This is a genomic window from Streptomyces sp. NPDC005263 (genome assembly GCF_042872365.1).
Classification (GTDB): domain Bacteria; phylum Actinomycetota; class Actinomycetes; order Streptomycetales; family Streptomycetaceae; genus Streptomyces.
In genome coordinates this window covers 86039-105288 of sequence record NZ_JBIAKJ010000012.1, presented here as the reverse complement: position 1 = coordinate 105288, position 19250 = coordinate 86039, and the positions used below count along the sequence as shown (strand labels likewise).

Here is a 19250-nt window from a genome sequence, read left to right as displayed (position 1 = left end):
GAACCCCAAACCCTTCTCAACCAGGACATTCGATCTTGCTTCCTGGTCATCTGTTACGTCGGATTAACGCCGAGGCGTTGACAACCTATTCACCTACCAAGAACTCTGCATGACGTTATACAGCCGGGCAAGGGACAACTCATGATCCAGTTCGACGCGGTCCACAAGCGCTTCCCCAACGGCACGACAGCAGTCCACGACCTCACCCTGGAAATGCCGGAAGGCGGCGTGACGGTCCTCGTCGGATCCTCCGGTTGCGGCAAGACCACCACCCTGCGCATGGTCAACCGGATGGTCGAACCGACCTCCGGCACCATCCGGGTCGGCGGCAAGGACGTCCAGCAGCAGGACGCGGCCGAACTGCGCCGCTCCATCGGGTACGTCATCCAGCAGTCGGGCCTCTTCCCGCACCGCACGGTGCTCGACAACATCGCCACCGTGCCGCTGCTGCTTGGCCACGGCCGCCGCAGGGCGCGGGCCCGCGCCGCCGAACTGCTGGAGACCGTCGGCCTCACCACGGAGGCCGGAAAGCGGTACCCGCACCAGCTCTCCGGCGGCCAGCAGCAGCGCGTCGGCGTCGCCCGCGCGCTCGCCGCCGACCCGCCGGTGCTGCTCATGGACGAGCCGTTCGGCGCGGTCGACCCGGTGGTGCGCACCCAACTCCAGGACGAACTGCTGCGCCTGCAGAAGGAGTTGAGCAAGACCATCGTCTTCGTCACGCACGACATCGACGAGGCGGTACGGCTCGGCGACCGCATCGCGATCTTCCGCACCGGAGGCCACCTCGTCCAGTGCGCCCCGCCCACCGAACTCCTCGCCCGCCCGGCCGACGACTTCGTCGCCGACTTCCTCGGCGCCGAGCGCGGTCTGAAGCTGCTCTCCCTGAAGACCCTCGCCGACGTCCCGCAGGGCCCGGCCCCCGAGGGCGGCACCTGGACGCTCGCCCTCGACGGGGCCCGCAAGCCGCTGCACTGGACGTCCAAGGACGCCGACCTCCCCGTACGCGCGCTCAAGGACGACGACTCCCTGCTGTCGGCGCTCAACGAGTCCGTGGCCTCCCCCACCGGTCTGGTCGCCCGGGTCGACGCGGCCGGAGTGCTCACCGGCGTCTCGTCCCGCGACGACATCCACGCCCACGCGGGCCGGGCCCACACCGAAGCCCGCACCGAGGCCGCACCCGAGAAGGGAGTGGCCGCATGACCGTCGACTGGTCGTGGATATCCGGCCACACCGACGACCTCACCACCCTCACCATCTCCCACCTCCAGGCGGCCCTGACCGCCGTGCTCCTCGGACTGCTGATCAGCCTTCCGCTGGCCGTGGTGGCCCACCGGGTCCGCCCCCTGCGCGGCTTCCTGCTCGGCCTGTCGAACGTCCTGTTCACGATCCCGTCGATCGCCATCTTCGTGCTGCTGCTGCCGGTCAGCGGCCTCACCCGCACCACCACCGTCATCGGCCTGACGATCTACACCCTGGTCGTCCTGCTCCGCAACACGGTCGAGGGCCTCGACTCGGTGCCCGAGCGGACCAAGGAAGCCGCGAAGGCGATGGGCACCCGCCCGCTGCGCACGCTGCTCACCGTCGAACTCCCCCTCGCACTCCCCGTGATCATGGCGGGCGTCCGGATCGCGACGGTCATGTCGATCTCCCTGGTCTCCGTCGCCACCTACATCGGCGACGGCGGCCTGGGCCAGCTCTTCACCGACGGCTTCCAGCGCAACTACCCGACCCCGGTGATCGTGGGAGTGGTCCTGACCCTGCTGCTCGCGGTGGTCGCGGACGCGCTCCTGGTGGCGGTCCAGTACGTCCTCACCCCGTGGAAGAGGCGGCGAGCCTGATGTACGAACTCCTCAAGAACCTCGGCTCCTGGCTGACCGACGCCGCCCAGTGGTCCGGCTCGGACGGCATCGCCCACCGCCTCGCCGAACACCTCCAGTACTCGCTGCTGGCCACGCTCATCGCGACCGCCATCGGCCTCCCCCTCGGCCTGTTGATCGGCCACACCGGCAGGGGCGCGTTCCTCGCCATCAACCTCGCGTCCTTCGGCCGCGCCCTGCCGACCGTCGGCCTGGTCGTACTGGTCTTCCTGGCCAGCGGCCTGTCGATGTGGCCGGTGTACATCGCGCTGGTCGCCCTCGCGGTCCCGGCGATCGTCACCAACACCTACGCCGGGATGACCGCCGTCGACCCGGACGTGAAGGACGCGGCGCGCGGCCAGGGGATGCGCGCCCACCAGGTCCTCTTCCAGGTGGAGTTCCCCCTCGCCCTCCCGTTGATCATGACGGGCCTGCGCCTCGCCCTCATCCAGGTGGTGGCCACCGCCACGATCGCCGCCTACGTCTCCTTCGGAGGCCTGGGCCGCTACGTCTTCGACGGCCTCGCCCAGCGCGACCTCGTCCAGGTACTCGGCGGCGCGGTGCTGGTGGCCGCGGTCGCCGTCGTCCTGGACCTGGCCCTCAGCGGCCTCCAGCGCTTCCTCTTCCGCCACCGCACCGCCTAGGGAACCCCCGATATGAACCGTCGTACTCTCCTCGGCGCGCTCGCAGGAGCGGCCGTCACCGTCCCCGCCCTCTCCGCGTGCTCCAGCGGCATCACCTCCCTCGACAGCCAGGGCACCGCCTCAGGTGGCGGCGGCTCCAGCAAGGGCGGGGTCACCGTCGGCACCGCGAACTTCACCGAGAACCAGGTCCTGGGCTACCTGTACGCGGCCGTCCTGGAGGCAGCCGGCGTGAAGACCACCGTCCGCCCCAACCTCGGCACCCGCGAGATCCTGATCCCCGCCCTCAAGGGCGGCGACATCGACCTCCTGCCCGAGTACCAGGGCGCCCTCCTGCACTACCTCGACCCGAAGGCGACGGCGACCGAGGAGGGCGCGATGCAGAACGCCCTCACCATCGCCCTCCCGGCCGGCCTCCAGGTGCTGCCGTACGGCATGGCCGAGGACTCGGACGCCTTCGTCGTCACCCGCGAGACCGCCCGCAAGTACGGCCTGACCTCCCTCGCCGACCTGCGCAAGCAGAACGGCAAGCTGGTCATCGGTGCCGCGCCCGAGGTGAAGAAGCGCCAGGTGGGCGTGGTCGGCCTGAAGGACGTCTACGGGGTGGAGTTCAAGGAGTTCAAGTCCCTCGACTCGTCGGGCCCGCTGGTCAAGGGCGCCCTGAAGAAGGGCGACGTGGACGTGGCGAACCTGTTCACCACCGACACCGACATCCAGGCCAACGACTGGGTGGTCCTGTCCGACCCGAAGAACCTGATCCCGGGCCAGCACGTCGTCCCGCTCATCGCCGACCGCAAGGCCGACTCCACAGTCCGCAAGGCGCTCGCCCGCCTCGGCAACGTCCTCACCACCGCGCAGCTCACCGAGCTCAACCGCCAGGTGGACAAGGACAAGAAGGACCCGGAGGACGTGGCGAACGACTACGCGAAGCAGCACGGGCTGGCGAAGTAGACGGTCCCTGCGCGCCCCCGTCCGAACAGGGGGGCTAACCCCAGTGCGGCGGGCGCGCGGGCTCCTTACCGTGGGTCACATGAGCGGAATGGACGCGCGGGACACCGAGCTGAAGAAGGAACTCGACGCCACCCTGCAGGCCCGCAGGGAGCTGGGCGAGGAGTACGAGTCCGCGTTGGTCGACTCGTTCCTGGAGAAGGTCGACCAGCGCATCGACGGCGCCGTGGAGCGCCGGGTGCGCCGGCAGATGGCCGAGCAGCAGATGGTGGTGGCGCGGGGTTCCCGGTCACCGCAGACCACGGACTCCTGGGGCGAGCGCTACGGCTTCGGCATCGTCTCGCTGGTCCTGGCGGTCCCACTGTCCGCGATCGCCGGCGGCATCTCCGGCCTCCCCGGTCTGCTGGTCGCCTGGGGCGGCATCGTGGGCGTCAACGCCTTCCAGGCCGCCCGCGTCAACCCGGACCTCTTCCGGGGCCGCTGCGGCAAGGACGCCCGGGACGCCGAGGGCGACGCCTGGAAGGACTGACCGGCTCCCCGCCCGACCGGCCCTCACGCCTGTCGCGTGGGCAGGACGACAATCTGCCGCAGATTCACCCGCCGGGGCCGGCTCGCCACGTACGCCAGGAGCGTGCCGGGCGTCGCGACGGGGCGAACGTTGCCTGCCGCGGCACTGGCGAAGAAGTATGCGCGGGGACCGCCGCACCCCCGTTTCGGGGGGCGGGACGACGGCGGTCCCCGCGGGGGACGCGGGCCGGGTCAGGGCCTGGCTTGCGCGTCCTGGGCGTCGGTGGAGGTCCGGGAGCCGCTCCGGAGGTCCGTGACGCCGTTTCGGTGCCGGCTGGGCGGGGAGCCGCTCCCGCCCTGCCGACACCCACTAATGTGCCGGACCCGTGTTAAGCGTGTGCTGCGAGGACGTGACGCGCTCGTACCACTTCTGCGAAGTCCACCGATGCGGCGGGCGAACCGCAAGTCCGCCCGCGACACCGGCGGTTCACCGCAGGTTTGCCGTCACTTCCCGCCCTTGGCGAGGAATGCCAGCAGGTCCTGTCGGCTGACCACACCGGTCGGCTTGCCCTCGACGAGGACGATCGCCGCGTCCGCCGTGCCGAGCACCGACATCAGGTCCCCGACCGGTTCGCCGGAGCCGACCTGCGGCAGCGGCGGCGACATGTGCTTCTCCAGCGGGTCCTCCAGCGAGGCGCGCTGCGTGAACAGGGCGTTGAGCAGCTCCCGCTCCACGACCGAGCCGACGACCTCCGCGGCCATGACGTCCGGGTGACCGGCGCCGGGCTTGACGATCGGCATCTGCGAGACGCCGTACTCGCGCAGCACCTCGATGGCCTCGCCGACGGTCTCGTCCGGGTGCATGTGGACGAGGGACGGGATGGCGCCGTGCACCTTGTCGTTGAGGACGTCGGCGACGCGGGCGCTCGGGCCCTCGTCCTCCAGGAAGCCGTAGTCGGCCATCCACTCGTCGTTGAAGATCTTGCTGAGGTAGCCGCGCCCGCTGTCGGGCAGCAGCACCACCACGACGTCGTCGGGACCGAGCCGCTCGGCCACCCGCAGCGCCGCGACCACGGCCATTCCGCAGGAGCCGCCGACCAGCAGGCCCTCCTCCTTCGCGAGCCGCCGGGTCATCTGGAAGGAGTCCTTGTCGGACACCGGCACGATCTCGTCGGCGACGGTCCGGTCGTAGGCGGTGGGCCAGAAGTCCTCACCGACGCCCTCGACGAGATACGGCCGCCCGGAACCGCCCGAGTACACCGAGCCCTCGGGGTCGGCGCCGACGACGTTCACCTTGCCGTCGCTGACGTCCTTCAGGTAGCGGCCGGTGCCGGAGATGGTGCCGCCGGTCCCCACGCCCGCGACGAAGTGGGTGATCCTGCCCTCCGTCTGCTCCCACAGCTCAGGACCGGTCGAGTGGTAGTGGGAGAGCGGGTTGTTGGGGTTGGAGTACTGGTCGGGCTTCCAGGCTCCGGGGGTCTCGCGGACCAGCCGGTCGGAGACGTTGTAGTAGGAGTCGGGGTGCTCCGGGTCCACCGCGGTCGGGCAGACGACCACCTCGGCCCCGTACGCCCGCAGCACGTTGATCTTGTCGGTGCTCACCTTGTCGGGGCACACGAAGATGCACTTGTACCCCTTCTGCTGCGCCACGATGGCGAGCCCGACACCGGTGTTGCCGCTGGTCGGCTCGACGATCGTGCCGCCGGGCTTGAGCGCCCCGCTCTCCTCCGCGGCCTCGATCATCCGCAGGGCGATGCGGTCCTTCACGGAACCGCCGGGGTTGAAGTACTCCACCTTGGCGAGGACGGTAGCCCGAATGCCCTGGGTCACGTTGTTGAGCCTCACCAGCGGGGTGTTGCCGACGAGGCTGATCATCGAGTCGTGGAATTGCACCGTTGTCTCCGGATGCTTGCAAAGAGTGGCCGTGATGGTGCGGCCAGCCTATGGCTTCGCCACGACCCGTGGCTGCCGTTCACTGCCCGTTGAGATTGGGCGACGGTCCGTACGGGGCAAGGAGTGGATGTACGGATTCGAGGAGGTGGCGGCGACGCATGACGAGCATGTCGAGGGCGAGGGTGGCCCGGCGGATCGCGGCCGGTGCCGCGTACGGAGGCGGCGGGATCGGTCTGGCCGGCGCGGCGGCCGTGGGCCTGCTGCTGGCGGAGGTACGGATGGCCAGGCGGCTGGTGGGCAACGGCACGACGCCGCACGTCCCCCAGGCGGAGGGCCGCTACGGCCATGTCTACGCCACCCCCGACGAACCGGCCCTGCGCCTGGTGATGCTGGGCGACTCCACCGCCGCGGGCCAGGGCGTCCACCGGGCCGCCCAGACACCGGGCGCGCTGCTCGCGTCGGGACTGGCGGCGGTGGCGGAACGCCCGGTGGAGTTCCGTAACGTCGCCCTGCCCGGGGCGCGCTCCGACGACCTCGACCGCCAGGTGGCCCTGGTCCTGTCGGATCAGGGCCGGGTGCCGGACATCTGCGTGATCATGATCGGCGCGAACGACGTGACCCACCGGATGCCCGCGACCCGGTCGGTGCGACATCTGTCGACAGCGGTACGACGGCTGCGTACGGCCGGTGCGGAGGTGGTCGTCGGCACCTGCCCCGACCTGGGGACGATCGAGCCGGTGCAGCAGCCGTTGCGCTGGCTGGCCCGCCGCGCCTCGCGGCAACTGGCGGCGGCCCAGACGATCGGGGTGGTCGAACAGGGCGGCCGAACGGTGTCCCTGGGCGATCTGCTCGGGCCGGAGTTCGCGGCGAACCCGCGGGAGCTGTTCGGCCCCGACAACTACCACCCCTCCGCGGAGGGCTACGCCACGGCGGCGATGGCGGTCCTGCCGACGGTCTGCGCGGCGCTGGGCCTGTGGCCGGCCGAGGAGGAGCGCCCGGACGTCTCCCGCCACGAGGGCTTCCTGCCGGTGGCACGAGCGGCCGCGGAGGCCGCTTCCGAGGCGGGCACCGAGGTCGCGGCGGCGGTGCCGAGCACCGGGCCGAGGGGGCCTTGGGCCCTGCTGAAGAGGCGCAGGCGCCGGAGGGTACCGGTGACGGAACCGGCGCCCGTCACGCCGTCGCCCTGAGCTCGGCTCCCGTTCCCCCAAAAGCAAGCGCTTAGAAACTGCGGCAAGGGTCACACCGCGATACCCGTGACCAAGCCCATACGTACAGGTAACTTCCGAGTCAGCCCCACCCCCGTCGCCAATGGAGCCGTCATGCCCGAAGCCGTGATCGTCTCGACCGCCCGCTCCCCCATCGGCCGCGCCTTCAAGGGCTCCCTCAAGGACCTGCGCCCGGACGACATCACCGCCACGATCATCCAGGCCGCCCTCGCCAAGGTCCCGGAGCTCGACCCCCGGGACATCGACGACCTGATGCTCGGCTGCGGTCTGCCCGGCGGCGAGCAGGGCAACAACCTCGGCCGGATCGTCGCCGTGCAGATGGGGATGGACCACCTCCCCGGCTGCACGATCACCCGCTACTGTTCCTCCTCGCTCCAGACCAGCCGCATGGCCCTGCACGCCATCAAGGCCGGTGAGGGCGACGTCTTCATCTCGGCCGGTGTCGAGATGGTCTCCCGCTTCACCAAGGGCAACTCCGACAGCCTCCCGGACACGCACAACCCCTTCTTCGCCGAGGCCGAGGCCCGCACCGCGGCCGTCGCGGAGCAGGAGGGCACCACCTGGCACGACCCGCGCGAAGACGGCCTCGTCCCGGACGCGTACATCGCGATGGGCCAGACCGCCGAGAACCTCGCCCGCTCCAAGGGCGTCACCCGCCAGGACATGGACGAGTTCGGCGTCCGCTCCCAGAACCTCGCCGAGGAAGCCATCAAGAACGGCTTCTGGGAGCGCGAGATCACCCCGGTCACCCTCCCCGACGGCACGGTCGTCTCCAAGGACGACGGCCCGCGCGCCGGCGTCACCATGGAGGGCGTCCAGGGCCTCAAGCCGGTCTTCCGCCCCGACGGCATGGTCACCGCCGCCAACTGCTGCCCGCTCAACGACGGCGCCGCCGCGCTCGTCATCATGAGCGACACCAAGGCCCGCGAACTCGGCCTGACCCCGCTCGCCCGCATCGTGTCGACCGGCGTCTCCGGCCTCTCCCCCGAGATCATGGGCCTCGGCCCGGTCGAGGCGTCCCAGCAGGCACTGCGCCGGGCCGGCCTCGGCATCGATGACATCGACCTGGTCGAGATCAACGAGGCGTTCGCCGCCCAGGTGATCCCCTCCTACCGCGACCTCGGCATCGACCCCGACAAGCTGAACGTCAACGGCGGCGCCATCGCCGTGGGCCACCCCTTCGGCATGACGGGCGCCCGCATCACCGGCACCCTCATCAACTCCCTCCAGTTCCACGACAAGCAGTTCGGCCTGGAGACGATGTGCGTCGGCGGCGGCCAGGGCATGGCGATGGTCATCGAGCGCCTCAGCTGACCGACCCGCGCCCCAACCCCCCGTATCCATAAGGGAACCCAGCGTCACACTTCGGTCCGGAACCCGGGAAACTCCAAGGTTCTGGGCCGATTTGTGATCCAATTTCCCTCAGGATGTGACCTATCTCGCTCGGGGCGGGGATCAACGCAGGTCAGCCCCACTTCAGTAGCACTCCCCGAGCCCAAGGTCCGTCCGTTTCATGACGTATGCACTGACAGCGGGTTAGTCCGCCCTTCAAGCTGATGTAGGAAGTCGGGGGTCGACTTTTGGAACCGGGAGTTACGTCAGTGAGCGCCATGCCGATCGCCTTGTTGGTCACCACGGTCGCGACCGGCGCCGTGGGCGTCGCCGTGCTGCGCACCCTCATGGTGCTGCGCCGGCAGGTCGCCGCCCTGCACACCGAGATCGCCAAGGGCAACGCCACGGCCGCCGCCCGGGGCCTCGTACCCGCCGCCCGTCCCGCCGCCGACGTCGACGAGATACGGGCCGCGGTGGCCGAGGCGCTCGCGGAGGAACGTGAGCGCGAGCTGGCCGAGGCGCGTGCCTTCTGGGCCGCCCAGGAGGCGCGTGACACCCCCGACGCGCCCTCGCTCCTCGGCCTGCCCGACAGTGAGCTGTTCCTGCCCCGGCAGACCGATTTCGTGGGTCTGGAGCCGGTCGCCGAGCCCGGTGCCGACACCGACGAGTTCGCCGGGAGCTCCTCCTCCGGGGGTGACTCGCCGGAGCTGGCCGCGGCCCGCCGCCGCCACCCCTCCCACCCGGACTTCGTTCCGGTGGCGTCCCCCGTCGTCAACGACCACGAGCGCACGGTGGCCACGCTGGAGGCGTTGGCCGCCACCGCCACCGAGCTGACCGACGTCCGCCCCGGCCCCCTCGGCACCCTCGACGTCTACGTGTTCGCCGACGGCACCACCCTCTGCATGACCCCCGGCCACCGCGACACAGCGGAACGGCTGGCGGCGGCCCTGCGGGCCGGCGTGACGCCGGTGCTGCTGGGCGGCTCGGGCATCTCGGGCGCCTACACCCTGACCTTCGCGTGCGGCGAGGAGAACGTCTACATCCTGGCGGACCGGGTCATAGCGTCGCTCTGAAGCACCTGGAGCGTCGCCCGCTACACCCCCGCCCTCTTCTGCGCCTCCTCCACCAACCGCACAGCCTCATCGACCTGGCCCTCGTCCTCCAGCACGAGGGCCAAGTCGTGCACGGCCACGGTGATCTGGTCGGCGGCGGCGAACATCCCGGCGTCCGGCATCACCCGAGGCTCCGCTCCGGGCGCCTCCACGGTCTGTGCCCAGCGGGCCATCTCCCTGGCCAACTCCAGGGCCTCGGCGGCTGCACCGCGCTGCAGCCGACTCTGCGGCGCCGCCCTCAATCGGTCGGCAAAGTGATCCACGGCTTGCGTCAGACGCGTCGTATCCACCACGCCGTGAGCGTACGCGCCGTACCGAGACTGTTGCCAACGGGCGAACGCTCAGGCACGGTGACCTGAAGGACCGGCTTACATCCCCTTTGCGTCCGGAGGCGCCGATGTCCCACGTCCTCTCCGAGGAGACCCACCGCAATATGCTCGCCCGCATCCCCCACTGCACCGGTCGTGAAGTCTCCGACTGGCTCCGCACCGTCGAAGACGGTCCGGCTCTCTTCCGCTTCGAGGAAAAGGTCAGCTGGCTCCGCCACGAACACAACCTCGCGTACGGCCACGCGAAGGCGATCGTCCACGAGTACGACCTGAGGAGGGCGGCGCGCAAATTCGTCTAGGCGCGCACAACGACAAGGGCCCCGGGAGAACCCGGGGCCCTTTCACGCGGGCGCCCGCCGGCGAACGGCGGACGTCAAACAGCGGCTTGTCAGTCGCTGCTGTTGAGGATCGCGATGATCCTCAGGAACTCCATGTAGATCCACACCAGCGTCATGGTCAGCCCGAAGGCCGCCAGCCACGCCTCTTCCTTCGGGGCGCCGTACGCGACGCCGTCCTCGACCTGCTTGAAGTCCAGGGCGAGGAAGCAGGCACCGAGCAGGATGCCGACGACGCCGAAGACCACGCCGAGCGGGCCGCTGCGGAAGCCGAGGCCGTCACCGCCACCGAAGACGGCGAACAGCAGGTTCACCGCCATCAGCAGGACGAAGCCGAGCGCGGCCGCCATCACGAAGCCGTAGAACCGGCGGTTGACGCGGATCCAGCCGGCCTTGTACGCGACCAGCACACCGGCGAAGACCGCCATGGTGCCGATCACCGCCTGCATGGCCGCACCGTCGGCGATGCGGTTGTCGACGATGTTGGACAGCACGCCGAGGAACACGCCCTCGAAGGCGGCGTACGTCAGGATCAGCGCGGGCGAGGCCTTGCGCTTGAAGGACTGGACGAAGGCCAGCACCATGCCGATGAGCGCGGCGCCGATCCCGATGCCGTACGACCGGTTGATGTTCGCGTCGTCGATGGGCAGCAGCGCCCAGGCGAGCGCGGCCGTGACGATCAGGACGCCGAGCGTGCTGCCGGTGCGCAGGACGACGTCGTCGATCGTCATCCTGCCGGTGGTGGCCGGAGCCTGCGGCGGTGCGCCCTGCTGAAGGTCCTGCGATGCGTACGGGTTCTGGGCGTACGGGTTGCCGGCCTGCGGCTGCGCATACGGGTTGCCCTGCGTGCCAACGGCTGCGCCCCCGGCCTGCGGCGCGGTGTTGAAGCCCGCGTAGCCGTTGTCGCGGCTGAACCCCCGTCGCGAGAAGACCGGGTTGCTGCTCCTCATTTCACTCCTCCATGGCCGCCGTGTGTGGGCCTTGGCTCAAGAGTAATAGGTAGGCAAAAGAATGCCTCTAGTGCTTGGGGAGGATCTTTCCCTTGCCGTGGTGCGCAACACGCTACGCGAACGGGTGATTCCCGACACTGGCGGGGTGGTTCACCCGAATGGGAACCCGGTGTACGCCTCGGCCAGGTCGGTGTCGGCGGCCCGGGAGGAGGCGATCCGTTCCAGACGGGCCAGTTGGAGGCGGTCCTCGAAGGCGGTGGCGTCCGGGGCGCGGTGCAGGAGGCTCGTCATGTCGTAGCTGAAGCGCTCGGCCTGCCACACCCGGCGCAGACAGGTCGCCGAGTACGCGTCGAGCAGCTCGGTGGATCCCTTGTCCCGCTGGTACGTCAGGGCCCTCGCGAAGGTGACGACGTCCCCGACGGCCAGGTTGAGCCCCTTGGCCCCGGTGGGCGGCACGATGTGGGCCGCGTCCCCGGCGAGGAAGAGCCGGCCGTGCCGCATGGGCTCGTGGACGTAGGAACGCATCGGCGTCACCGACTTCTGGGTGATCGGTCCGCGGGCCAACCGCCAGTCGTCGGCGGTCTCGAGGCGGCGCTCCAGTTCCGCCCAGATGGCGTCGTCGCTCCAGGATTCGGCGTCCGTGCCCTCGGGGACCTGGAGGTAGAGACGGGAGACGGCGGGGGAACGCATGGACAGCAGCGCGAAGCCGCGGTCGTGGCGGGCGTACACCAACTCGTCGTGCGAGGGCGGGACGTCGGCGAGGATGCCGAGCCAGGCGAAGGGGTACGTCCGCTCGAACACCTGGGTGAGCCGGGAGGGGATCGCCTTGCGCGCCACCCCCCAGAAGCCGTCGCAGCCGACGACGTAGTCGCACTCGAGGACGTCCTCGAGGCCCTCGTGCCGGAAGCGGACGCGCGGCCGGTCGCTGTCGGCGTCCTCCACGGCCAGGGCCTCCGCCTCGAACAGCAGGGGGCCGCCCTCGGCGAGCTGGAGGGCGATGAGGTCCTTGCAGACCTCGGTCTGGGCGTAGACCATCACGGACCGGCCGCCGGTGAGGGCGGGGAAGTCGACACGGTGGCGCTGGGTGGCGAACCGCAGTTCGATGCCGTCGTGGGGCAGGCCCTCGCGGTCCATGCGCGCCCCGGCGCCGACCCGGCGCAGCACGTCGACCGTGCCCTGTTCCAGGATCCCGGCCCGCTGCCGGTGTTCCACATAGGCGCGGTCGCGGCTCTCCAGGACGACCGAGTCGATGCCCGCGTCGTGGAGCAGCCGGGCCAGGAGGAGACCGGCCGGGCCGGCTCCGATGATGCCGACGGTGGTGCGCATCGACCAGCCTCCCTGTTCGCGTGGTGAAGTTTGTTTCACAATCTTCCGGCCCTGAGTGTCCGACCGCACGCGCCCGCTGTCAACGGTCGGGACCTGGACAGACGACGCGGGCCCGGCAGAGACTGCCGGGCCCGCGGGGGAAAGAGAGGGGGCACCACACGCCCCGTGTCTCAGGACAGTGCCCGCTGGTACTTCTCCGTCAGCTTGCCGTCGACCAGGTAGAAGCGCGCGTTCGGCGGGAACAGGCCGGTCGCGGCGGTGCAGTAGTAGTTCACCTGGTGGCCGGCCGTCGCGGGCCAGGCGGGGTAGCGCTCACCGGCCTGTACACAGGAGTCCGGGGACACCATCGACCAGAGCTGCGCGTCGGTCATGCCCACCTTCACCTTGTCGTACTTCGCCAGCGTCATGGAGGGCGTCTTCGGCGTGAACAGGAACTCATGCCGTTTGCCGATCAGCTTGTCGTCCGCGTCGAAGGTGAAGTCACCGTACGGCGCGTAGTCGTCCGACTTGGTGAAACACATGATGGAGACGTCGTCCTCCTCGCACCATCCAGCCGCGGACCCGGGCTTGGTCAGCCCGACGCCGAGCGTCTCGCGGACCTCGGCCTTCGACGCGCCGAACGGGACCGCGCTGTACTTCTCGGCCGTGAAGCTGAACTCCTCGGCCGCCCCCGCGCCGACCGCCGTACCCAGCACCGCCGCGCCGGCCACCGCCAGCGCGACCACGGAACGCCCTACCCTCGCCATCCGGTGCATCCCTCTCCTCGGGTCTTCTCAGGACGCACCCATGCTCATCGGCGGCGCTCTTCGGGGCGTCTCGGAACGCTCTGTGTCAGGAACGCCGTGTCTGGAACGCGCCGCGTCTGGAACGCGCCGCGCGCAGGAAGGACGACGGACGGCTCCCGACCAGGGTCAGGAGCCGTCCGTCGTCGGGCGGATCGTTACTTCTTGAGGACGGCCTTCATCACGTTCCGTGCGATGGGCCCGGCCAGGCTGCCGCCGGAGATCTCCTCACGGGAGATGTCCATGGCGGTCGGGTCGATGAAGACGGCCACGGCGACGGACCGGCCGTCGGACGTGATGCCGTAGGAGACGAACCAGCCGTAGGGAACCTGGTCCCGCACGTTCACGCCGCGCTGCGCGGTGCCGGTCTTGCCGCCCACCGTGACGCCGTCGATCAGGGCGCGCTTGGCGCTGCCCTCCTTGGCGGTGAACTCCATCATGTCCCGGACCTTCGCGGCCGTTTCGCTGGAGACGGCCTGGCTCATCTGCTTCGGCTCGTGCTTCTCCAGGGTGTTCAGCGCGGGCGAGCGCACCTCGTCGACGAGGTAGGGCTGCATCACCTTGCCGTCGTTGGCGAGGGCTGCGGTCACCATCGCCATCTGCATCGGCGTACTGGTCAGACTGCCCTGCCCCATGCCGGTCAGCGCGGTGCCGGGCTTGTCCAGGCCGCCCGGGTACAGGCTCTTGGCGGCCCGCAGGTCGCCGAGTTCCGGTGCGTAGACGTCCTTGTTGTAGCCGAACTTCTCGGCCGTCTCCAGCATCCGGTCCCGGCCCACCTTCACCGCGGCGTCGAGGAAGACGTTGTTGCAGGAGTGCTGCATGGCGGTCTTCATCGAGGCCTTGTTGCACACGGCGTCACCGGCCTGGCTGCTGATCTTGTTGGTGGACAGCGGCAGCGGGTACGGCGAGACCGCGTCCGACCGGGCGTCGACGTCCGTGACGACGCCGTGCTCCAGCGCGGCCGCCGCGGTGAGGATCTTGAAGGTGGAGCCGGGCGGGAACGTCTCGCGCAGCGCCCGGTTGGACAGCGGCTTGCCCTTGTCGGTGTCCAGCGCCTTGAACCGCTCGCCCTCCTTGAGGGAGTTGCCGGCGAACGAGCCGGGGTCGGCGGAGGGCGTGGAGACGAGGGCGAGCACCTTGCCGGTCTTCGGGTCGAGCGCCACCGCCGAGCCACGGGCCTTGAGGTCGGTGAGGCCCTCGTACGCCGCCTTCTGTGCCTTGGGGTCGATCGTCGTGATGATGTCCCCGCCGCGCCGTTCCTCGCCGGTGACGACATCGGTGAACCGTTCGAAGGCGAACCGCTCGTCCGTGCCGCTGAGCACGCTGTCGTAGGTGCTCTCCAGCAGGGTCACGCCCATGGACTGCGAGGCATAGCCGGTGACCTGCGCGTACATCGGGCCGTTCAGGTACTTGCGCTTGTACTTCAGCTCCGAGCCCTCCGTCTTCACCGATCCGGTGATCGGCCGGCCGCCGACGATGATGTCGCCGCGCGGCATCGAGTACCGGTTGATCAGCACGCGTCGGTTGGAGTCGTCAGTGGCGAGGTCGTCAGCCTTGACGTATTGCAGCCAGTTGGCCCGTAGCAGGAGCGCCAGCGTCAGAAGTCCGCAGAAGATGGCTATGCGCCTGAGCGGTTTGTTCATGCGGCACTCCGTCCGGCGGCCACCGAATGGCCTCGCGCCCGTCTTAATCGGCCGTGGGTCGGAGTTGAAAGCACCATGCGCGGCACCCTAGTTGACGGGTTGCCACCACCGGCACAGGTGACGGTTACCGGCCAAAGGACCGCCGGAACGCGCCACTGAACGGCGGCGTCCTGGAGTGCGGGCCCGGTGCGAGCGCATGCCCTGGGCGCCGGAGCCGGCCAGGACGCGTGTCTCCAGTTCTCGAACGCGGCCCTCGCCACAGCGGTCCTCGACACCGGCGGCGCCCTGACGCGCTCTCGGGTCCACACCTGGAAGACGTACCGCTCCTCGACGCGGGCCCAGGGTCGATGCACCCCGTGCATTTCACCCGGCCGGGCGGCCACCGCCGGCCTTGTCGTCGACGGCCTGGCGGAAGACTTCCGCCGAGGCCTCGTCGTCGAACCGCTCGGTCTGAAACAGAGCCGTGTTCCACGTGGTGCCCGGAGCCGGACTTGAACCGGCACGCCCGCGAAGGGGCAGCGAGGTTTAAGCTCGCCGTGTCTGCATTCCACCATCCGGGCAGGCCATGGGCTCCGCATCGAGGTCCCGAGCCTATCGGGAGGCTTCCCCCGAACATCGGTCGGGCGGACCGATGTTGTCTTATTTTATTGAGGCCTGAGGGTGCATCAGCACCTGGAACAGGCCATCCGCACTTGCCAGCAGCCTTGCGCGCGACGTACGGCCACGCATGCGGAATGACGGAATTTCACCGTCTGAACAAGGACGCTCCACCTGTTCTCGACGCCTCCCGCCCCCGCCGCGCTGTCATCCCCAGGTATGACAGCGCACGGTGTGGTCCGACCCGAGGCTGCCTTCGGAACCAGAACAGCGGCTGACTACACGGCAGCTCGTGGCGGCGACGATTGAACACGTCCCGCCGGGGCCCCATCCGTCGTCGTTCCCCCAGGAGTGCCAACTCGTGACCACCGCATCCATCGCCGACCGGACCACCGCAGTGGCCGCGCGCGCCACGGATCTGTCGAAGATCTACGGACAGGGCGACACCCAAGTGGTCGCCCTGGACCGGGTTTCCGTCGAGTTCCGACAGGCCGAGTTCACCGCGATCATGGGCCCCTCGGGCTCCGGCAAGTCCACCCTGATGCACTGTGTGGCGGGCCTGGACACCTTCTCGTCCGGTTCGGTGCGCATCGGTGAGACGGAGCTGGGGTCCCTCAAGGACAAGCAGCTGACCAAGCTGCGCCGGGACAAGATCGGCTTCATCTTCCAGGCGTTCAACCTGCTGCCGACGTTGACGGCGCTGGAGAACATCACCCTCCCGATGGACATCGCGGGCCGCAAGCCGGACAAGCAGTGGCTGAACTCGGTGATCACGATGGTGGGCCTGGCCGACCGTCTCGGCCACCGTCCCTCCCAGCTCTCCGGCGGCCAGCAGCAGCGCGTCGCGGTGGCCCGCGCCCTGGCGTCCCGGCCCGAGATCATCTTCGGTGACGAGCCGACCGGGAACCTCGACTCGCGCGCCGGCGCCGAGGTCCTCGGCTTCCTGCGCAACTCCGTACGGGAGCTCGGGCAGACGGTGGTGATGGTCACTCACGACCCGGTGGCCGCCGCGTACGCGGACCGGGTGGTGTTCCTGACGGACGGACGGATCGTCGACGAACTGCACGCCCCGACCGCGGACTCGGTCCTCGACCTGATGCGGCGACTTCCCGGGGGCGGTCACACCAGCGGCTCCGCCGCGCGGCCCCAGACCCCCGAGTTCGACACGAAGGGCCGTACCAGCTGATGTTCCGCACCGCCCTGCGCAACGTGTCCGCGCACAAGGCCAGGTTGCTCATGACCGTGCTCGCCGTGATGCTCGGCGTGGCCTTCGTGTCCGGGACCCTGGTCTTCACCAACACCATTTCCGAGGCGTTCCAGAAGAGTTCGGCCAAGGGCTTCGACCAGGTCGACGTGGCCGTGGAAGCCGAGATGCAGGAGGACAAGGGCGACACCCTCGGCAAGAGGTCCGAGCTGACCCAGGCCCTGCTCGACGCCGGCGCGAAGGTGCCGGGGGCGGCGTCCGCCGTCGGCGTCGTCGAGGGGTACACCGCGATCGCCGACAAGGACGGCAAGCTCATCGGCGGCGGCTTCCAGTCCCAGGGAGGCAACTACTGGGGCGCCAAGGACTCCCGGTATCCGCTGACCGACGGCCACGCGCCGCGCGGCGCGAACGAGGTCCTCATCGACTCGCAGACCGCGAAGCGCGCCGGGTACCGGGTCGGTGACACCGTACGGATCTCGGTCGACGGTCCGGTCCTCGCCCCGAAGATCACCGGCATCTTCACCACCGACGACGGCAATGTCACCGCCGGCGGCAGCCTCGCCCTCTTCGACACCGCCTCGGCCCAGCAGCTGTTCGGCAAGAAGGGCACCTACGACGAGATCGACGTGCGGGCCAAGCCCGGCGTCAGCCAGACGGCGCTGAAGGCGGAGCTGGACAAGGCGCTGCCGAAGGACCTCGTCTACACCACGACCGGGCAGGAACTGGCCGACGACCAGGCGGAGATGATCTCCGCCTCGATGTCCGGGATGAAGCAGGGCCTGCTGGTGTTCGCGGGGATCGCGCTGTTCGTCGGCACGTTCATCATCGCCAACACCTTCACCATGCTGGTCGCCCAGCGCACCAAGGAACTGGCGCTGCTGCGCGCGGTCGGAGCCTCCCGCCGCCAGGTCACCCGGTCGGTGCTGATCGAGGCGTTCGTGGTGGGCGCGGTCGCCGCGGTGACCGGCCTGGTCGCCGGGATCGGCATCGGGGCGGGCCTGCGGTCGCTGATGGGCTCGTTCGGGGCGACCGTCCCGGACGGACCACTGGTCATCACGCCCGGCACGGTCGGCGCGGCCCTCGCCGTCGGCGTCCTCATCACCATGCTGGCCGCGTGGCTGCCCGGCCGCCGCGCCGCGAAGATCCCGCCGGTGGCCGCGATGAGCAGCCTGCACGCACCGGCCACCACCAAGTCGCTGGTCCTGCGCAACACACTGGGCGCGCTGTTCTCGGCGGCGGGTGTCGCGGTGGTCCTCGCCGCGACGACGATGTCCGGCTCGGATGGCCAGGCCCCCATGGGCATGGGCGCGGCCCTGCTGATCATCGGCGTCTTCATCCTCACGCCCCTGCTGTCCCGCCCGCTGATCGCGGCCGCGGCACCGGTCATGCGGGTGTTCGGCGTCTCGGGCAAGCTGGCCCGTCAGAACTCGGTGCGCAATCCCCGTCGTACGGCGGCCACCGCGTCCGCGCTGATGATCGGCCTCACCCTGATCACCGGCATGACGGTGATGGCGGGCAGCGTGCAGAAGTCCATCGACAAGATGGCCTCCTCCGCGATCCGCGCGGACTACGTGGTCCGCATGGCCAACGGCAACGAGCTCTCCCCCGACGTCGAGAAGAAGCTCCGGGCGACCGACGACGTCACCGCCGTCAGCCCGCTGCGCAACGCCCCCTCCCGCATCGGCGGCGGAACCGAGTACCTCACCGGCGTCACGGGCGACGCGATCGGAAAGCTGACCGACCTCAAGGTCGACAACGGCTCCTTCGAGGTGGGCGGCACGCAGGTCGTCGTGGACCGGACCACGGCCAAGTCGCACGGCTGGAAGGCCGGTTCGGGCTTCACCGTCGCCTACGAGGACGGCAAGAAGCAGGCCCTGACCGTCGCCGGGGTCTACGAGGGCAACGAGCTGATCCAGGGCATCCTCCTGGACAACGCCACGCTCTCCCCGCACCAGTCCGACCTGGCCGACATGCAGGTGATGGTCAAGACGTCCGACGGCGCGTCCGACGCGACGAAGGACAGGCTGGAGAAGGCCCTCGGCTCGAACCCGGCCATCAAGGTGCAGAGCAAGCAGGACCTCTCCGACGACGTCGCGAAGATGTTCACGCTGATGCTGAACATGCTCTACGGGCTGCTCGCGATGGCCGTGATCGTCGCGGTGCTCGGGGTCATCAACACCCTGGCGATGTCGGTCTTCGAACGCTCCCAGGAGATCGGCATGCTGCGCGCGATCGGCCTGGACCGCAAGGGCATCAAGCGGATGGTCCGCCTGGAGTCCCTGGTCATCTCGCTCTTCGGCGGGGTGCTCGGCGTCGGGCTCGGTGTGTTCTTCGGCTGGGCGGCCGGTGAGCTGATCGGCACCAGCCTGCCGACGTACGAACTGGTCCTGCCGTGGGCGCGGATGGCCGTCTTCCTCCTCCTGGCGGCGACGGTCGGCATCCTGGCGGCACTGTGGCCGGCCCGGCGGGCGGCCCGCCTGAACATGCTGACGGCGATCAAGTCGGAGTAGGGGCGGGGACAGGGGTACGGCAGTCGGGGCCCGCTTCCGTCGAGGGAAGCGGGCCCCTC

At 69.8% G+C, this 19250-nt stretch carries 17 protein-coding genes and 1 tRNA gene; 11 read left to right on the top strand and 7 right to left on the bottom strand.

The window, feature by feature from the left end; all coding sequences use genetic code 11:
• Nucleotides 1–141: 141 nt before the first annotated feature.
• The 5 genes from ACFYRY_RS38020 (at nt 142) to ACFYRY_RS38000 (ending at nt 3974) form a co-directional block, all read left to right on the top strand.
• Complete coding sequence (locus ACFYRY_RS38020; RefSeq protein WP_389156492.1) at nt 142–1200, top strand: ABC transporter ATP-binding protein; 1059 nt, start codon at nt 142–144, stop codon at nt 1198–1200.
• Nucleotides 1197–1838: an ABC transporter permease gene (locus tag ACFYRY_RS38015; protein WP_389156489.1), complete on the top strand. Its 642-nt coding sequence runs from the start codon at nt 1197–1199 to the stop codon at nt 1836–1838. The genes ACFYRY_RS38020 and ACFYRY_RS38015 overlap by 4 nt, the downstream gene beginning before the upstream one ends.
• Entirely contained in the window at nt 1838–2500 is a 663-nt protein-coding gene (locus ACFYRY_RS38010; protein WP_389156721.1) for an ABC transporter permease, read from the top strand. The genes ACFYRY_RS38015 and ACFYRY_RS38010 overlap by 1 nt, the downstream gene beginning before the upstream one ends.
• 12 nt (nt 2501–2512) lie before the next feature.
• A complete protein-coding gene (locus ACFYRY_RS38005) occupies nt 2513–3448 on the top strand; it encodes an ABC transporter substrate-binding protein (protein ID WP_389156486.1) in 936 nt (311 codons plus the stop codon).
• Nucleotides 3449–3536: 88 nt separating this feature from the next.
• Nucleotides 3537–3974, top strand: coding sequence for a hypothetical protein (locus tag ACFYRY_RS38000; protein WP_389156718.1), 438 nt, complete (start codon nt 3537–3539; stop codon nt 3972–3974).
• A 482-nt stretch (nt 3975–4456) separates the two neighbouring features.
• Here ACFYRY_RS38000 and ACFYRY_RS37995 read toward each other — a convergent pair whose 3' ends face one another.
• The gene (locus ACFYRY_RS37995) at nt 4457–5845 is read right to left on the bottom strand and encodes a cystathionine beta-synthase (protein WP_389156483.1); all 1389 of its coding nucleotides are present in this window, start codon (nt 5843–5845) and stop codon (nt 4457–4459) included.
• A 158-nt stretch (nt 5846–6003) separates the two neighbouring features.
• Here ACFYRY_RS37995 and ACFYRY_RS37990 point away from each other — a divergent pair, with 158 nt between their 5' ends.
• The 3 genes from ACFYRY_RS37990 (at nt 6004) to ACFYRY_RS37980 (ending at nt 9476) form a co-directional block, all read left to right on the top strand.
• Entirely contained in the window at nt 6004–7032 is a 1029-nt protein-coding gene (locus tag ACFYRY_RS37990; RefSeq protein WP_389156480.1) for an SGNH/GDSL hydrolase family protein, read from the top strand.
• 132 nt (nt 7033–7164) lie between these two features.
• On the top strand, nt 7165–8385 hold the full coding sequence (locus ACFYRY_RS37985; protein ID WP_389156477.1) for an acetyl-CoA C-acetyltransferase: 1221 nt from the start codon (nt 7165–7167) through the stop codon (nt 8383–8385).
• 296 nt (nt 8386–8681) lie between these two features.
• On the top strand, nt 8682–9476 hold the full coding sequence (locus tag ACFYRY_RS37980) for a hypothetical protein (RefSeq protein WP_389156716.1): 795 nt from the start codon (nt 8682–8684) through the stop codon (nt 9474–9476).
• Between the two features lie 20 nt (nt 9477–9496).
• On the opposite strand, the gene ACFYRY_RS37975 is transcribed toward ACFYRY_RS37980, so the two are convergent.
• Nucleotides 9497–9808: a hypothetical protein gene (locus ACFYRY_RS37975; protein ID WP_389156474.1), complete on the bottom strand. Its 312-nt coding sequence runs from the start codon at nt 9806–9808 to the stop codon at nt 9497–9499.
• Nucleotides 9809–9912: 104 nt separating this feature from the next.
• Here ACFYRY_RS37975 and ACFYRY_RS37970 point away from each other — a divergent pair, with 104 nt between their 5' ends.
• Entirely contained in the window at nt 9913–10143 is a 231-nt protein-coding gene (locus ACFYRY_RS37970) for a DUF4287 domain-containing protein (protein WP_389156471.1), read from the top strand.
• A gap of 89 nt (nt 10144–10232) precedes the next feature.
• On the opposite strand, the gene ACFYRY_RS37965 is transcribed toward ACFYRY_RS37970, so the two are convergent.
• The 5 genes from ACFYRY_RS37965 to ACFYRY_RS37945 form a co-directional block, all read right to left on the bottom strand.
• Nucleotides 10233–11129, bottom strand: a complete 897-nt coding sequence (locus ACFYRY_RS37965) for a Bax inhibitor-1/YccA family protein (protein ID WP_389156468.1) — start codon at nt 11127–11129, stop codon at nt 10233–10235.
• Between the two features lie 150 nt (nt 11130–11279).
• The gene (locus ACFYRY_RS37960) at nt 11280–12455 is read right to left on the bottom strand and encodes a 4-hydroxybenzoate 3-monooxygenase (protein WP_389156465.1); all 1176 of its coding nucleotides are present in this window, start codon (nt 12453–12455) and stop codon (nt 11280–11282) included.
• 170 nt (nt 12456–12625) lie between these two features.
• Complete coding sequence (locus tag ACFYRY_RS37955) at nt 12626–13201, bottom strand: BLIP family protein (RefSeq protein WP_389156462.1); 576 nt, start codon at nt 13199–13201, stop codon at nt 12626–12628.
• Nucleotides 13202–13395: 194 nt separating this feature from the next.
• Nucleotides 13396–14880, bottom strand: a complete 1485-nt coding sequence (locus tag ACFYRY_RS37950; RefSeq protein ID WP_389156459.1) for a peptidoglycan D,D-transpeptidase FtsI family protein — start codon at nt 14878–14880, stop codon at nt 13396–13398.
• Between the two features lie 473 nt (nt 14881–15353).
• A tRNA-Leu gene (locus ACFYRY_RS37945) sits at nt 15354–15440 on the bottom strand.
• Between the two features lie 398 nt (nt 15441–15838).
• On the opposite strand from ACFYRY_RS37945, the gene ACFYRY_RS37940 reads away from it, so the two are divergent.
• Both ACFYRY_RS37940 and ACFYRY_RS37935 read left to right on the top strand, forming a co-directional pair.
• Nucleotides 15839–16663 (top strand): ABC transporter ATP-binding protein, encoded by an 825-nt coding sequence (locus ACFYRY_RS37940; RefSeq protein WP_389156456.1) that lies wholly within the window; start codon nt 15839–15841, stop codon nt 16661–16663.
• Complete coding sequence (locus ACFYRY_RS37935) at nt 16663–19191, top strand: ABC transporter permease (RefSeq protein WP_389156453.1); 2529 nt, start codon at nt 16663–16665, stop codon at nt 19189–19191. Before ACFYRY_RS37940 ends, ACFYRY_RS37935 begins: the two co-directional genes overlap by 1 nt.
• The last annotated feature ends 59 nt before the right edge of the window (nt 19192–19250 follow it).

Bases quoted from the DNA above. Each gene is read 5' to 3' on its own strand.
- ACFYRY_RS37955 (WP_389156462.1), bottom strand. From the start codon at position 13,201: ATGGCGAGGGTAGGGCGTTCCGTGGTCGCGCTGGCGGTGGCCGGCGCG.
- ACFYRY_RS38005 (WP_389156486.1), top strand. From the start codon at position 2,513: ATGAACCGTCGTACTCTCCTCGGCGCGCTCGCAGGAGCGGCCGTCACC.
- ACFYRY_RS37990 (WP_389156480.1), top strand. From the start codon at position 6,004: ATGACGAGCATGTCGAGGGCGAGGGTGGCCCGGCGGATCGCGGCCGGT.
- ACFYRY_RS37935 (WP_389156453.1), top strand. From the start codon at position 16,663: ATGTTCCGCACCGCCCTGCGCAACGTGTCCGCGCACAAGGCCAGGTTG.
- ACFYRY_RS37960 (WP_389156465.1), bottom strand. From the start codon at position 12,455: ATGCGCACCACCGTCGGCATCATCGGAGCCGGCCCGGCCGGTCTCCTC.
- ACFYRY_RS37970 (WP_389156471.1), top strand. From the start codon at position 9,913: ATGTCCCACGTCCTCTCCGAGGAGACCCACCGCAATATGCTCGCCCGC.
- ACFYRY_RS38000 (WP_389156718.1), top strand. From the start codon at position 3,537: ATGGACGCGCGGGACACCGAGCTGAAGAAGGAACTCGACGCCACCCTG.
- ACFYRY_RS37965 (WP_389156468.1), bottom strand. From the start codon at position 11,129: ATGAGGAGCAGCAACCCGGTCTTCTCGCGACGGGGGTTCAGCCGCGAC.
- ACFYRY_RS38020 (WP_389156492.1), top strand. From the start codon at position 142: ATGATCCAGTTCGACGCGGTCCACAAGCGCTTCCCCAACGGCACGACA.
- ACFYRY_RS37985 (WP_389156477.1), top strand. From the start codon at position 7,165: ATGCCCGAAGCCGTGATCGTCTCGACCGCCCGCTCCCCCATCGGCCGC.
- ACFYRY_RS37950 (WP_389156459.1), bottom strand. From the start codon at position 14,880: ATGAACAAACCGCTCAGGCGCATAGCCATCTTCTGCGGACTTCTGACG.
- ACFYRY_RS38015 (WP_389156489.1), top strand. From the start codon at position 1,197: ATGACCGTCGACTGGTCGTGGATATCCGGCCACACCGACGACCTCACC.
- ACFYRY_RS37980 (WP_389156716.1), top strand. From the start codon at position 8,682: ATGCCGATCGCCTTGTTGGTCACCACGGTCGCGACCGGCGCCGTGGGC.
- ACFYRY_RS38010 (WP_389156721.1), top strand. From the start codon at position 1,838: ATGTACGAACTCCTCAAGAACCTCGGCTCCTGGCTGACCGACGCCGCC.